This window comes from Streptomyces sp. TRM68416 (assembly GCF_014596915.1).
GTDB lineage: Bacteria > Actinomycetota > Actinomycetes > Streptomycetales > Streptomycetaceae > Streptomyces.
In genome coordinates, this window is sequence record NZ_JACVWU010000006.1 from 130,194 (window position 1) to 144,761 (window position 14,568).

The following is a 14,568-nucleotide window of genomic DNA, read 5'->3' on the forward strand; positions in this document are numbered from 1 at the left end:
CCATGCGTTCGGCCCGGGCAGTGGAGCAGGAGGCAGGCGGAACGGGACGACGGAACTACGACTTTGGTGCCGGTTCGGCCGGGCCCTCGGTCCGATCCGTTGCCGGTGCGGTCGCGCCTAGCGTCGTATCCATGCGTATAGGACTACTCGGCACCGGCAATGTCGCCCGCGCGCTGGCCCAGGGCTGGCGGGCCGCGGGGCACGACGTCCTCCTCGGCTCCCGGACTCCGAAGGAACGGACGGATCTCGGTCTCCCCGTGGCGGGTCTCGACGAGACGGCCGCCCATGCGGAGGTGCTCGTCAACGCCACCCCGGGGAACGTCTCCGTGGACCTGCTGCGCTCCCTCGGCGCGCCCGCGCTGGCCGGCACCGTACTGATCGACGTCGGCGTCGGCCTCACCGACGACTACACCGAACTCTCCCATCCCAACAGCAGTCTGGGCGAACAGATCCAGGAGGCCTTCCCGCTCACCCCTGTCGTCAAGACGCTGTGCACCATGGACTCCACCGCAATGGTCGCGCCGAACGAGCTGGCAGGGCCGAGCACCGTCTTCCTCTCCGGCGACGACGCCGAGGCCAAGCGGACCGCCGGTCGGCTCCTCACCGACCTGGGCTGGCCGCCCTCGTCCCAACTGGACATCGGCGGCATCACGACCGCTCGGGGGCAGGAGCACTTCGCTCTGCTGTTCATGGGGATCGCGGGTGGACTGGGGTCTCACACGTTCAACATCCAGGTGGTGCCGCCGCGTTCCGGCCAGCCGCCTACAGTGCGGTCATGATCTCGCACAGGTACCTCTCCGATCTGTTCTCGCTGGACGGCCGGGTGGCGATGGTGACGGGCGGCAGTTCCGGCATCGGCCGGGCCGTCGCCGGGGCTCTCGCGCGTGCGGGGGCGAGTGTGGTCGTCGTGGCGCGCAAGGAGGCCGAGTTGGCGGCGACGGTCGGCGAACTCACGGACGACGGCTGTCGGGCGGCGTGGGTGAGCGCCGACCTCGGCAGCCGCGCGGGGGTGCGTGCGGCGGCGGAGGAGACGGCGGAGGTGTTCGGGGAACCCGACATCCTCGTCAACTCCGCCGGGATCAATCTGCGGCCGCCGATGGGCGACCTCGACGACGAGGTGTGGGACGCCACCATGGCGGTGAACCTGGAGGCGCCTTACCTGCTGGGGCAGCGGTTCGGGCCCGGCATGGCCGAGCGCGGCTTCGGCCGCATCATCCACATCACCTCGCAACAGGCCCACCGCGCCTTCGTGCAGAGCGGCGCCTACGGCGTCTCCAAGGGCGCGCTGGAGTCGCTGGCCCGTTCACAGGCCGAGGCCTGGTCGCCGTACGGGGTCACCTGCAACACCCTCGTCCCGGGTTTCGTCATGACGCCCCTCAACTCCCGCCTCTCCTCCGACCCGGAGAAGGTCGCCGCCCTCGCCGCGCGCACCATGATCGGCCGCAACGGCCTGGCGGAGGATTTCGCGGGCGCGGCCGTCTTCCTCGCCGGCCGGGCTTCCTCGTACATCACCGGGCAGTCGATCTTCGTGGACGGCGGGTTGTCGGTGCACTGAACCCGGGTGGGAGCATGCGTGCCGTGGCATTCCCGACCGGTGGAGGCGATCAGCAGGTGACGGGGTGAGCGGTCCAGCTCGTCCGGCGGCGGGCTCAGCGGACCGCGCGTGGCCGGACCGCGGCCGGCGGCTACCCGCCCAGCGCCGCCAGGACGACCTCCTTGGCCTCCTCCTGGACCCGGCGCAGGTGGTCCGGGCCGTTGAAGGACTCGGCGTAGACCTTGTAGACGTCCTCCGTGCCCGAAGGGCGGGCGGCGAACCAGGCGTTGGCGGTGGCCACCTTGATGCCGCCGATGGCGGCGCCGTTGCCGGGGGCCTCGGTCAGTACGGTCGTGACGGGTTCGCCGGCGAGGGTGTCGGCGGTGACCTGTTCCGGGGAGAGCTTGGCGAGGAGGGCCTTCTCCTCGCGGGAGGCCGGGGCGTCGATGCGGGCGTAGGCGGGGTCGCCGAAGCGGGCGGTGAGGGCCGCGTAGTGCTCCGAGGGCGTCCGGTCGGTGACGGCGGTGATCTCGGAGGCGAGCAGGGCGAGGATGATGCCGTCCTTGTCGGTGGTCCACACCGAGCCGTCCCGGCGCAGGAAGGAAGCGCCCGCCGACTCCTCGCCGCCGAAGCCGAGGGTGCCGCCGACCAGGCCGTCCACGAACCACTTGAATCCGACGGGGACTTCGACCAGGGGGCGGCCGAGGTCCGCGGCGACCCGGTCGATCATCCCGGACGACACCAGGGTCTTGCCGATGCCGGCCTGCGCCGGCCACTGCTCCCGGTGGGAGAACAGGTAGGAGATCGCGGCGGCCAGGTAGTGGTTGGGGTTCATCAGCCCGGCGTCCGGGGTGACGATGCCGTGGCGGTCGGCGTCGGCGTCGTTGCCGGTGGCGATCCGGTAGCGGTCGCGCTGGTCGATGAGCGAGGCCATCGCGTACGGCGAGGAGCAGTCCATGCGGATCTTGCCGTCCCAGTCGAGCGTCATGAACCGCCAGGTGGGGTCGGCGAGCGGGTTGACCACCGTCAGGTCGATGCGGTGCTGCTCGGCGATACGGCCCCAGTAGCGGACCGAGGCGCCGCCGAGCGGGTCGGCGCCGATGCGCACGCCGGCCGCCCGGATCGCGTCCAGGTCGACGACGTTCGGCAGGTCGGCGACGTAGGTGCCGAGGAAGTCGTAACGGCCGGTGCCGGAGGCGGCGAGCGCCCGCGTGTACGGGATGCGCCGTACGTCCTTCAGGCCGCCGGCGATGATCTCGTTGGCCCGGTCCTGGATCCAGGAGGTCGCCTCGGAGCCGGCCGGGCCGCCGCTCGGCGGGTTGTACTTGAAGCCGCCGTCGGTGGGCGGGTTGTGCGAGGGGGTGACCACGACGCCGTCGGCGAGGCCGGAGGTGCGGGAGCGGTTGTGGGCGAGGATGGCGTGCGACACCGCCGGGGTGGGGGTGTAGCCGTCGGTGTCGTCGATGAGCACGGTGACGTCGTTGGCCGCGAACACCTCCAGCGCCGTGACCCGGGCGGGCTCGGACAGGGCGTGGGTGTCGGCGCCGAGGAAGAGGGGGCCGTCGGTGCCCTGGGTCGTGCGGTACTCGCAGATGGCCTGGCTGGTGGCGGCGATGTGGTCCTCGTTGAACGCCGTCGCGAGGGACGAGCCGCGGTGTCCCGAGGTGCCGAACGCCACGCGCTGGCCGGGGTCGGACGGGTCCGGGTGGAGTGCGTAGTACGCCGTGACCAGGCGGGCCACGTCGATGAGGTCCTCGGGTCCGGCGACCGTGCCCGCTCGCTCGTGCTGCATCTGCCCGCTCCTCCGCATGGTTGGCCGTTGGGTGACCGTCTGTTGGACGACTGTCCGGTGGTTGACCGTCTGTCGTCGCCCCCATTCTTCCTGTCTCCGCCCGCGGCCTGCGAACCACGTCCGGGTGGGGCGGGCTGTTCAGCGGGCGCGGCGGCGCCGCACGAGCCGCGGCAGGACCGCGCCCGCGAGGAGTGCGGCAACCGGTACGACGACGTCGACCCACGGGTCCCGCAGGGGCTTGTACGTGGCGATGCCGTCCTTGATCTCGATGAAGCCGCGGGCACGCGCCCCGGCTCCGCCGCCCCCTCCCCCGCCCTCCCCCGACTTGACCGCGCCGATCTCGCGCCCCGCCCCACCGCCGAATCCGAAGCCGACGTCGGCCACCGGGATGACGGTGACGCCGCCGCTGGTGACGGGTTCACCGAAGACAGTGGTCACGGAGGCCCGCGCACCGAGCTTGTCGGCGAGGCGCTCCAGCAGCGTGGCGGAGGCTTGGGCTGCGGTCCCGTCGGACGGGGTGGGGGCGTCGGACACGGCGGTCGCGTCGGACGGGGTAGGGGCGTCGGATACGGCAGTTGCGTCGGACGTGGTGAAGGCGTCGGATACGGCAGTTGCGTCGGACGTGGCGGGGGCGTCGGATACGGCAGTTGCGTGAGGTATGGCGAGGGCGTCGGACGTGGCGGCAGTGTCCGGGCTGGTCATCGAGGGCCTCCAGGTCGGCGTGCACGGCGGTGCCGAGCATATGGGCAGCACCGGGCAGGGAGATGCGGATCGGCCGGAAATCGAACCGGCTCACCACCGTGAAGGGGAATCCGGCCGCGGCGGGCCAATTGCCGGGCCAAGTCCCGCCCGTTGGGCTCGGGTTCAACGGCGACGAGGGCGCTTCACCTTGCCCAACGGCTGCCGTCGGCCGGCCGGGAGTCACCGCGCGTACCGTCACCGGCCTCCTGGACGCCGGCCTGGCGGTCCGTCAGGCCCACCCCACGGGCCGGCGCGCCACGCCGGCCTCCCGCACGGCGCGAGGTGGGCGGGTCGGGGCCGAACTGCGGTGCGGGTGAGGAGTAGTTCACCGGCAGCGCCCGCGACGGCGACGGAGACGGAGACGGAGACGTGGATCAGGCCCCGGACCCCGGCGCGGGCGGCGGGCCGTACCGCGTCGGAGCGTCGTGGTCGAGGTGGGCCCGGCGCGCGCGCAGGTCCCGGAGGTACGGGGCGGTCAGGCCGCCTCCCCCACGTCGACCGGCAGGTCGGCCAGGCGCCATTCCAGCATGCCGTCGTTGAGGCGGACGGCGTGGCGGCCCCGGTCGGTCAGGAGGCGTACGGCGTCGTGGGCGAGGACGCAGTACTCGCCTCGGCAGTAGACGACGACCTCCAGTTCCTCGGGAAGTTCGTTGATGCGCTCGGCCAGTTCGCCGACGGGGATGGAGAGGGCGCCGGGGATGTGTCCGGCGAGGTACTCCTCCCGGGGGCGTACGTCCAGGACGACCGTGTTCCCGGCCGCGACCCGGTCGCGCAGTTCCTCGCGGGTGACCTCCGTCGCCGCGTCGCCGCCGAGGTAGGCGTCGCGGGCGGCGGGGACGGCGGCCTGGTGGCGCTCGGCGACCTTGCGCAGCAGGGCGAACAGCTGGGCCACGTCGTCGCCGGCGAGGCGGTAGTGGATGCGCACGCCCTCCCGGCGGGTCGCGACGAACCCGGCCTGCTTGAGCGTCTGCAGATGCGCCGAGGCGGTGGTCAGGTTCAGCCCCGCCGCCTTCGCGAGGGCGTCGACGGTCCGCTCGCCCTGCGCCAGCAGATCGAGCAGTTCCAGGCGCTTTCCGCTGGCCAGCGCCTTGCCGCTGACGGCGAAGGCGTCGTAGAGCTGGGCCTTCGCGTGGGGGGTCGTGGTCTCCGGCATGACATCCTCCATAAATCCATGGAATATTGTAGTCGACGGCAAGAGCCGTGACCACTCGCCCTGCCCGGGAGGCTGCCGTGGGCTTCGACCCTCTGATTCCGCTGATCGACGAAGGGCTGGGCAACAGCGCCTACCTCGTCGACCTGGGCGACGGACGCGCCCTCGCCGTCGACGCGAGCCGCGACCTGCGCACCCTGCACGCGGCCGCCGAGCGGCGTGGGCTGAGGGTCGCGTTCGCCGCCGACACCCATCTGCACGCCGACTTCCTCTCCGGCGCCCTCCGCCTCGCCCACGAGCACGGGGCCACGGTGCTCGCCTCCGCCGCCGGCGGGCGCGAGTTCGCGCACCGGGGTCTGGTGGAGGGCGACGAAGTCGATCTGGGTGGGCTGACGTTGCGCGCGCTGGCCACGCCCGGGCACACCGACGAGCACCTGTCCTTCCTGCTGCTGGACGGCGGGCGCGAGCTGGGGGTGTTCACGGGCGGCTCGCTGATCGTGGACTCGGCCGCCCGCACCGACCTGCTGGGCCCCGGCCGGACGGAGGAACTGGCCCGCGCGCAGTACCGCTCCCTGGAGCGGCTGACCCGGCTGCCCGACGACACCGCGGTGTGGCCCACGCACGGCGCGGGCTCGTTCTGCTCGGCCCCGCCCGGCGCCGAGCGGACCACCACCATCGGCGCCCAGAAGCGGTCCAACCCGCTGCTCGCCGCCCCCGACGAGGACACCTTCGTACGCCGCCTGCTCGGCAGCCTCGGCACGTACCCCGCGTACTTCGACCGCCTCGCCGAGGCCAACCGGCGCGGCCCCGCCGTCCTCACGGCGGCGCCGACGCTGCCCGCGCTCGATGCCGCAGCGCTCCGTGCGCTCCTCACCGACGGCGGCCATGTCGTCGACGTGCGCCCGGCGGCCGACTACGCCGCCGGCCACATCCCGGGCTCGCTGTCGATCCCGCTGCGCGACCAGTTCGCCACCTGGCTGGGCTGGCTCCTGCCGGACGGGGCACGCATCGCCTTCGTCACCGGTGAGGGCCAGGATCCGAGTGAGATCGTCTGGCAGGCGTACAAGATCGGCTACGAGCGGCTCGCCGGGCGGCTCGCCGGGGGCATGGCCGCCTGGCGGGCGGCCGGACTGCCGGAGTCGGCCACCGCGTTCGTCACGGCGGACCGGGCGCCGCGAACGGCGTACGTGGACGTCCGGCAGGAGGCCGAGTTCGCCGCCGGGCACGTCCCCGGTGCGCTCCACCTCGAACTGGGCACGCTCGCCCCGCGCGCCGCCGACGTGCCCGACGGGGCGGTCGTCGCCTGCGGGCACGGCGAGCGGGCCATGACCGCCGCCTCCGTCCTGGAACGGGCGGGCCGCACGGGCCTGACGGTCCTCGACGGCGGCCCTCGCGGGTACGCCGCCGCGCACGGTCTCACCCTCGCCGAGGGCGATCCCCGGTGAGCAGCACCGCCGACACCGGAGTCCGGCTCGGACTGCGGGAGAACCGGGCGCAGTTCGCGCTGCTGGTCGTGGTCAACGTCTGCGTCGGCGGCCTGGTCGGCCTGGAACGCACCACCGTGCCGCTGATCGGCACGGACGTGTTCGGCCTGACCAGCGACCTGGCCGTCTTCTCGTTCATCATCGCCTTCGGTCTCACCAAGGCGCTCACCAATCTCGCCGCCGGGGCGCTCACCGCCCGGTTCCGCCGCAAGCAACTCCTGGTCGCCGGCTGGCTGATCGGCGTCCCCGTGCCGTTCGCGCTCGCGTGGGCGCCGTCCTGGGGCTGGATCGTCGCCGCGAACGTGCTGCTCGGCCTCAACCAGGGCCTGACCTGGTCGATGACGGTCAACATGAAGATCGACCTCGTGGGTCCGGCGCGCCGGGGGCTGGCGACGGGCCTGAACGAGGCGGCCGGTTACACCGCCGTGGGCGCCACGGCGCTCCTCACGGGGTACCTCGCCACGGCCTACGGTCTGCGGCCGGCCCCCGAACTCATCGGGGTCGTCTTCGTCGTGGCGGGCCTCGCGCTCTCCCTCGTGGTCCGCGACACCGCGGCCCATGTGGCGCTCGAACTCGCCCGGCACACGGACCACTCGCCGCCGACCGGCCCGGCCGCCGGCCTCGCCGCCACCTTCGCCCGGACGTCCTGGCACCACCGTTCCCTGCGCGGAGCCAGCCAGGCCGGTCTGGTCAACAACCTCAACGACGGCCTGACCTGGGGTGTCTTCCCGCTCCTCTTCACCGACCACGGCCTCGGCCTGGCCGCGGTCGGCCTCATCAAGGGCCTGTACCCGATCCTGTGGGGCATCGGCCAGATCCCCACCGGCCACCTCGCCGACCGCCTGGGCCGCAAGCCGCTCATCGTCTCCGGCATGCTCGTCCAGTCCGCCGGTTTCGTCCTCGCCCTCGTGCTCCTCGACCGCCCTCTGCTCGCCGGTGTCACCTCGGCCGTGGTCCTCGGCATCGGTACGGCGATGGTGTACCCGGCCCTGATCGCCTCGGTGTCCGACCACGCCCATCCGAGGTGGCGGGCGAACGCCCTGGGGACGTACCGGTTCTGGCGGGACATCGGGTACGCGGTGGGGGCGCTCGTGGCGGGCGTGCTCGCGGATGCGGTGGGGTTGAACGCGACGGTGGTCGCGGCGGCCGTGCTCACCGCCGGGTCCGGGGTGCTCGCGGCCTGGTGGATCACGGATCGCCGGCCGGTGGCCTGAAGCGGTGTCGCGCAGGCGCTGCGGGCCGCCCTGTCCTGAGTACGCGTACTCACCTCTCGCCCGCGAAACACCCCGTTCGGACCGCCCGATCCGCTGGCAGACTCCGTCCCATGTGTCGCTCAACGCCTCTCCGCCGAACCCCTGTTGCGGGCGTCGGTCTCGCGCTGGCCGCCGTCGTGGCCCTCACCGCCTGCGGACAGGCGTCGGCGGGTGCAGCCGCGTCGCCCACGCCCAGTGCGGCGGGAGCCTCCCCGTACGTGGAGCCGGGGGCGGGCGACGGCGCTCCGCACCACGACGAGAACAACGCCTACCGCAGGCCCGGCACGATGTCCGCCGCTCACGCGGAGGACGCCGAGCGGGAGGCCGACCGCCTCCGGCCGGTCCTCAAGCGGCTGTGGGAGGAGAGAAAGTGGCACCCTTCGGCCGTGCGGGCGGAGCTGCTCCGGCTCGGCTACGAGGAGGAGCGGGTCGCGCAGGACGGCGAGCGGCTCGGCGGGTCGCTCACCGTCCGGGAGCTGTTCTCGCGCTACGAGGACGGCCGCTACGTCACGGACGAGGGGGCGCTGGTCGCCCTGCGCGTCCACGAGGACGCCTGTGTCACGGGCGTGGTGCAGGAGGCCGCCTACGGTGTGCGGGCGGGCGGCCCGTATCCGGAGACGGGTTGCTTCGAGCCGCCCTACGGGCACTGACCGGCGCCTCAGCAGCACCCGCCTCCGTCCTCGCCGTTCACCTCCAGGCGGCAGTAGCAGGACGCCTCCACCGGTACGTCCGCCAGGGCCGTGGCGAACCTGAGCTGCTGCCCCACGATCCGCGCCTCCCCCGTCCTGCCCAGCCGTACCAGGCATTCGTGCAGCCCGTGCAGGGACCACACGTTGCCGGGGTGCTGGAGCGCGCGCGGGAGGGTGTCGTCCAGGCCGAGGTCGGCACGGTAGACGGCCTCCGCCTCGGCGACCCGGCCCTGTTCGAGGAGCAGGGCGCCGTAGGCGTGCCGGGTGGGCTGCATCCAGCCCCAGGGCTCGTCGTAGGGGAGGTTGTCGTCGAGGGCGACGGACCGTTCCAGGGCGGTGAAGGCGGCGGCGTGGTCGCCCTTGCGGTAGGCGAGTTCGCCGTCGAGCATGGCGGAGGCGACGGCGAGGATGTCGGCGCAGGTGTTGTTGAACAGCATGCGCGTGCCGGGGACGCGGGCGCACGCGGTACGGAAGAGCCGGCGTTCCTCCTCCGCCTGCGGGACGCGGCCGGTGGCGGCGTACGCGACACCGCGCGCGTAGTGCAGCATCGCCGTCGTCACGCAGTACAACCGGGGGTCGGCGGGCAGCGGGAGGTCGAGGATGTCCGTCCAGCGGCCGAAGCGGATCAGGACGTGCACCCGCATGGCGAGGAAGCCCTCCAGCCAGTCGGCCATGGGCGGGCTCTGCACCCGCAGCAGTTCCTCGGGGATCGCGGCTTCGAGCTGGGCCGCGGTCTCCAGGGCGGTGCGGTACTGGCCGAGGAACATCGCGCCGTAGATCTTGAAGTGGTGGTTGTGCGCCCGGTACAGGGTGTAGAAGTTCAACGGCCCTTTCCGCGCCCGGAACTTCTCGTCCGCGGCGATGGCGGCGGTGTTGTCCGACACCACCCGCCGGTAGTCCCCGCAGAGGACTTCGAGGTGGGACGGCATGTGCTGGAGGTGCCCGGCGTCGGGCACCAGGCCGCGCAGGCGGTCCCCGACGGGCAGGGCGGCCTCGGGGGTCGGGGACATCTCCATCAGGTGGACGTAGAAGTGCAGGACGCCGGGGTGGCGGCTGCCCGCGTCGGTGGCGAGGGCGGCGTCCAGGACGGCCTTGGCCTCCGTCGTGCGGGCGCCCTCGGCGGGCTGCCCCGTGCGCAGGTCCCACAGCTGCCAGGGGGTGAGGTTCATCAGCGCGTCGGCGTAGAGGGCCGCGATGTCGGGGTCGTGCGGGGCCAGTTCATGGACGGCCCGCATCGCCTCGGCGTACGGCTCGTTCCACACGGCGCAGTCCTCGACGGCCTCGGCCTGCGGGTAGCGGTCGCGCAGGGCCGAGATCAGTGCCTGCTCGACCGGGGTGGACCCGGCCTTCGCCTTCTCGTGCGCGAGTTCGACGGCGGCGTGGGTGCGCTCGACGGTGCGGGCGAGGTCCTCGTCGTCGAAGAACTCCCACGGCTTGTTGTAGTTGGGGCCCAGGGCGTAGGCGATGCCCCAGTGCGCCATCGCGCAGTCGGGGTCCGCGGCGGTCGCCGCCTCGAAGCAGGCGACCGCCTCCTCGTGGTGGAAGCCGTAGGTCCACGCCAGGCCGCGGTCGAACCACCGTTGGGCCTCGGCGGAGTCGGTCGTCACACGGCGGCTGTGGGAGCCCAGGTCGTAGGTGTAGTCGTCCACTGTTCCGTCCTTCGTCGGCCGCCTTCGGGGCATCACCGGACGAACCGGCCCATTCCCCGTCCGAGGTCCCATCATGGCGGGCCCGGGCGCGCCTGGGGAGCCCATAGCGGGCTCGCCACCCGGATTGCGGAACCGCACGGCGGCCTACGATCTGTGTCGTCGCAGACTTGAGGGGAGCCGACGTGACGCACGAGAGCCAACAGCCGCCCGCCGCCGTCCTGTTCGACGCGCTGGGCGCCGACTACGAGAAGGCGTTCGCCCACGCCCCGGCGCATCTGTCCGCACTGCGGTGGCTGCTCGACCGGCTGCCGCCCGCAGCCCGGGTGCTGGACGTGGGCAGCGGCACCGGGCGGCCCACCGCGGCCACGCTCGCCGCCGCCGGGCACAGCGTGCTGGGGGTCGACGTCTCCCCCGTCATGGTCGACCTCGCCGCCCTGCAGGTGCCCGAGGCCTCCTTCCGCCTCGCCGACATCCGCGAACTCCCGCTGGATCCGGCCTCGTTCGACGGGGTCTGCGTGTTCTTCTCGCTGCTGCAGATGTCACGCCAGGAGCAGTCGGCGGTGGTGGGGCGGCTGGCCGGGGCGCTGAAGCCGGGAGGGCATCTGGTGCTGGCCACGGTGCCCGCGGACGTGGAGGACGTCGAGGTCGTCTTCATGGGGCGGCCGGTCCGTGCGACCAGCTTCAGCGAGGCGGACCTCGTCGCCGTCGTCGAGGCGGCCGGGCTGTCCGTGGAGGAGCGGCAGAACGTCATGTTCACCCCGAGCCATCCCGACGCCGGTCCCGAGCCGCATCTCTTCCTGCTCTGCCGCCGGGCGTGAGACGCGGCGGGGCCGGGCACACCGTGTGCGCCCGGCCCCGCTCCCCGGTCTGCGTCCGCGTCCGCTCAGGCGAGTTCCACCAGCAGGTCGCCGCCCTCGACCTGCTGCACGCGGTTGATGGCGAGCCGGGCGACCGTGCCGTCCTTGGCGGCCGTGATCGCGGCCTCCATCTTCATCGCCTCGATGGTCGCCACCGTCGCCCCGGCGGCCACCTGGTCGCCCTCGGCGACCGCGAGGGTCACCACGCCCGCGAACGGCGCCGCGACATGGCCCGGGTTGGCGCGGTCCGCCTTCTCGGTGACGGGGACGTCCGAGGCCGCCGACCGGTCGCGGACCTGGATCGGCCGCAGTTGGCCGTTGAGGGAGGACATCACCGTGCGCATGCCGCGTTCGTCGGCCTCGCCCACGGCCTGCAGCTCGATCAGCAGCCGCACTCCGGGTTCGAGGTCGATGGCGTACTCCTTGCCCGGGCGCAGCCCGTAGAAGAAGTCCTTGCTGTCCAGGACGCTGGTGTCGCCGTAGGACTGGCGGTGTGCCTCGAACTCGCGGGTGGGGGCGGGGAACAGCAGCCGGTTGAGGGTGGTGCGGCGGTCCTTGACCAGTCCGGCGCGGTCGTCGGCGGTGAGTTCCGCCATGGGCTTGGCCTCGGCGCGGCCGCGCAGGGCCTTGGTGCGGAACGGTTCGGGCCAGCCGCCGGGCGGGGTGCCCAGTTCGCCGCGGAGGAAGCCGATGACGGAGTCGGGGATGTCGAACCGGTCGGGGCTCTGCTCGAAGTCCTCGGGTGCCACACCCGCGCCCACCAGGTGCAGGGCCAGATCGCCGACCACCTTCGACGACGGGGTGACCTTCACCAGGCGGCCGAGCATGCGGTCGGCCGCCGCGTACATGGCCTCGATCTCCTCGAAGCGGTCGCCGAGTCCGAGCGCGATGGCCTGGGTGCGCAGGTTGGACAGCTGTCCGCCGGGGATCTCGTGGTGGTAGACGCGGCCGGTCGGCGCGGGCAGGCCCGCCTCGAAGGGGGCGTAGACCTTGCGGACGCTCTCCCAGTACGGCTCCAGGTCGCCGACGGCCTGGATGTCGAGGCCGGTCGGCCGCGCCGAGTGGTCGGTCGCGGCGACGATCGCCGACAGCGACGGCTGCGAGGTGGTGCCGGCCAGGGAGGCCACCGCTCCGTCCACGGCGTCCGCGCCGGCCTGGATCGCCGCCAGGTAGGTGGCGAGCTGGCCGCCGGCGGTGTCGTGGGTGTGCAGGTGCACCGGCAGGTCGAACTCCCGGCGCAGGGCGGATACGAGGGTGGCGGCGGCCGGCGCCCGCAGCAGGCCCGCCATGTCCTTGACGGCCAGGACGTGGGCGCCCGCGGCCACGATCTTCTCGGCCAGGCGCAGGTAGTAGTCGAGGGTGTAGAGCCGCTCGTTCGGGTCGGACAGGTCGGAGGTGTAGCACAGGGCCACCTCGGCGACGGACGTTCCGGTCTGGCGTACGGCGTCGATGGCGGGGCGCATCTGGTCGACGTCGTTGAGGGCGTCGAAGATGCGGAAGATGTCGATGCCGGTGGCCGCGGCCTCCTGCACGAACGCGTCGGTCACCTCGGTGGGGTACGGGGTGTAGCCGACGGTGTTGCGGCCGCGCAGCAGCATCTGCAGACAGATGTTTGGCACGGCTTCGCGCAGGGCGGCCAGGCGTTCCCAGGGGTCCTCGGCGAGGAAGCGCAGGGCGACGTCGTAGGTGGCGCCGCCCCAGCACTCCAGCGACAGCAGCTGGGGAAGGGTGCGGGCGACCACCGGGGCCACGGCGAGCATGTCCTTGGTGCGGACGCGGGTGGCGAGCAGGGACTGGTGGGCGTCGCGGAAGGTGGTGTCGGTGACGCCGATGGTCGGGGCCTCGCGCAGGGCGCGGGCGAAGCCTTCGGGGCCGAGTTCGACGAGCCGTTGGCGCGAGCCGGCCGGTGGCTGTCCCTCCGGCAGCGGGGGCAGCTTGGCCAGCGGGTCGGCCAGTTCGGGCCGTTCGCCGTGGGGCCGGTTCACCGTGACGTCGGCGAGGAAGGTGAGCAGCTTCGTGCCCCGGTCGGCCGACTGGCGCGAGGTGAGCAGCCCCGGCCGCCGCTCGATGAACGAAGTGGTGACGTTCCCGGCCTGGAAGTCGGGGTCGTCCAGGACAGCCTGCAGGAACGGGATGTTGGTGGCGACACCGCGGATGCGGAACTCGGCGACGGCACGCCGGGCCCGGTTGACGGCGGTGGTGAAGTCCCGTCCGCGGCAGGTCAGCTTCACCAGCATCGAGTCGAAGTGCGCGCTGATCTCCGTACCGGCGTGGGTGGTGCCGCCGTCGAGGCGGATGCCCGAGCCGCCCGGCGAGCGGTAGGCGCTGATGCGTCCGGTGTCGGGGCGGAAGCCGTTGGCCGGGTCCTCGGTGGTGATACGGCACTGGAGGGCGGCGCCGCGCAGGGTGACCGTCTCCTGGGCGAGCCCGAGGTCGGCGAGGGTCTGGCCGGCCGCGATGCGCAGTTGCGCCTGGACGAGGTCGACGTCGGTGACCTCCTCGGTGACCGTGTGCTCGACCTGGATGCGCGGGTTCATCTCGATGAAGACGTGGTTGCCGTCGCGGTCGAGGAGGAACTCCACGGTGCCCGCGTTGCGGTAGCCGATCTGCCGGGCGAAGCGGACGGCGTCGGCGCAGATGCGGTCGCGCAGCGCGGGGTCGAGGTTGGGGGCGGGCGCGAGTTCGATCACCTTCTGGTGGCGGCGCTGGACCGAGCAGTCGCGTTCGAACAGGTGGATGACGTCGCCGTGGCCGTCGGCGAGGATCTGCACCTCGATGTGGCGGGGTTCGACGACGGCCTTCTCCAGGAAGACGGTGGGGTCGCCGAACGCGGAGGCCGCCTCGCGGGAGGCCGCCTCGATGGACTCCCTGAGCTGGGCGGGGTCCTCGACGCGGCGCATGCCGCGGCCGCCGCCGCCCGCGACCGCCTTCACGAAGACGGGGAACCCGATCTCCTCGGCGGCCCGCACGAGTTCGTCCACGTCGGTGGAGGGCGCGGAGGAGCCCAGCACGGGCACGCCGGCCTCCCGTGCGGCGGCCACCGCCCGCGCCTTGTTCCCGGTGAGCTCCAGGATGTCCGCGCTCGGCCCGACGAACGTGATGCCGGCGGCCTCGCAGGCCCGGGCCAGCTCGGGGTTCTCGGACAGGAAGCCGTAGCCGGGGTAGACGGCGTCCGCCCCCGCTCGGCGCGCGGCGCCGACGACCTCCTCCACGGAGAGGTAGGCCCGCACCGGATGCCCGGGGGTACCGATCTCGTAGGCCTCGTCGGCCTTCAGCCGGTGCAGGGAATTGCGGTCCTCGTGCGGGAAGACGGCGACGGTTCGCGCGCCCAGCTCATAGCTCGCGCGGAACGCCCGAATCGCGATCTCGCCGCGGTTGGCGACCAGCACCTTGCGGAACATCCTTGATCCCTTCGCCTG

General features: G+C 72.9%; 11 protein-coding genes. 6 read left to right on the forward strand and 5 right to left on the reverse strand.

Going from position 1 to position 14,568, the window contains the following annotated elements:
• The first annotated feature begins 131 nt into the window (after window positions 1-131).
• Both ICC28_RS12425 and ICC28_RS12430 read left to right on the forward strand, forming a co-directional pair.
• On the forward strand, window positions 132-779 hold the full coding sequence (locus ICC28_RS12425; protein ID WP_188288551.1) for an NADPH-dependent F420 reductase: 648 nt from the start codon (window positions 132-134) through the stop codon (window positions 777-779).
• Window positions 776-1,555 (forward strand): SDR family NAD(P)-dependent oxidoreductase, encoded by a 780-nt coding sequence (locus tag ICC28_RS12430; RefSeq protein WP_188288552.1) that lies wholly within the window; start codon window positions 776-778, stop codon window positions 1,553-1,555. The genes ICC28_RS12425 and ICC28_RS12430 overlap by 4 nt, the downstream gene beginning before the upstream one ends.
• 130 nt (window positions 1,556-1,685) lie before the next feature.
• Here ICC28_RS12430 and pgm read toward each other — a convergent pair whose 3' ends face one another.
• The 3 genes from pgm to ICC28_RS12445 form a co-directional block, all read right to left on the reverse strand.
• On the reverse strand, window positions 1,686-3,326 hold the full coding sequence (pgm, locus tag ICC28_RS12435) for a phosphoglucomutase (alpha-D-glucose-1,6-bisphosphate-dependent) (RefSeq protein ID WP_188288553.1): 1,641 nt from the start codon (window positions 3,324-3,326) through the stop codon (window positions 1,686-1,688).
• Between the two features lie 138 nt (window positions 3,327-3,464).
• Entirely contained in the window at window positions 3,465-4,028 is a 564-nt protein-coding gene (locus ICC28_RS12440) for a spore germination protein GerW family protein (protein WP_188288554.1), read from the reverse strand.
• Window positions 4,029-4,542: 514 nt separating this feature from the next.
• Window positions 4,543-5,220, reverse strand: a complete 678-nt coding sequence (locus ICC28_RS12445) for an ArsR/SmtB family transcription factor (RefSeq protein WP_188288555.1) — start codon at window positions 5,218-5,220, stop codon at window positions 4,543-4,545.
• Window positions 5,221-5,297: 77 nt separating this feature from the next.
• Here ICC28_RS12445 and ICC28_RS12450 point away from each other — a divergent pair, with 77 nt between their 5' ends.
• From ICC28_RS12450 to ICC28_RS12460, 3 genes are all read left to right on the forward strand, one after another.
• Window positions 5,298-6,662 (forward strand): MBL fold metallo-hydrolase, encoded by a 1,365-nt coding sequence (locus tag ICC28_RS12450; RefSeq protein ID WP_188288556.1) that lies wholly within the window; start codon window positions 5,298-5,300, stop codon window positions 6,660-6,662.
• Window positions 6,659-7,915: an MFS transporter gene (locus tag ICC28_RS12455; RefSeq protein WP_188288557.1), complete on the forward strand. Its 1,257-nt coding sequence runs from the start codon at window positions 6,659-6,661 to the stop codon at window positions 7,913-7,915. Before ICC28_RS12450 ends, ICC28_RS12455 begins: the two co-directional genes overlap by 4 nt.
• 110 nt (window positions 7,916-8,025) lie before the next feature.
• Window positions 8,026-8,604, forward strand: coding sequence for a hypothetical protein (locus ICC28_RS12460; protein WP_188288558.1), 579 nt, complete (start codon window positions 8,026-8,028; stop codon window positions 8,602-8,604).
• 8 nt (window positions 8,605-8,612) lie between these two features.
• Here the strand turns inward: ICC28_RS12460 and ICC28_RS12465 are convergent, their stop codons facing one another.
• Window positions 8,613-10,325 carry a hypothetical protein gene (locus tag ICC28_RS12465; protein WP_188288559.1) on the reverse strand — a complete coding sequence of 571 codons (1,713 nt, stop codon included), beginning with the start codon at window positions 10,323-10,325 and terminating at the stop codon, window positions 8,613-8,615.
• Between the two features lie 149 nt (window positions 10,326-10,474).
• On the opposite strand from ICC28_RS12465, the gene ICC28_RS12470 reads away from it, so the two are divergent.
• Complete coding sequence (locus ICC28_RS12470) at window positions 10,475-11,110, forward strand: class I SAM-dependent methyltransferase (RefSeq protein WP_188288560.1); 636 nt, start codon at window positions 10,475-10,477, stop codon at window positions 11,108-11,110.
• Between the two features lie 65 nt (window positions 11,111-11,175).
• On the opposite strand, the gene ICC28_RS12475 is transcribed toward ICC28_RS12470, so the two are convergent.
• Window positions 11,176-14,550, reverse strand: coding sequence for a pyruvate carboxylase (locus tag ICC28_RS12475; protein ID WP_188288561.1), 3,375 nt, complete (start codon window positions 14,548-14,550; stop codon window positions 11,176-11,178).
• Window positions 14,551-14,568 lie beyond the last annotated feature (18 nt).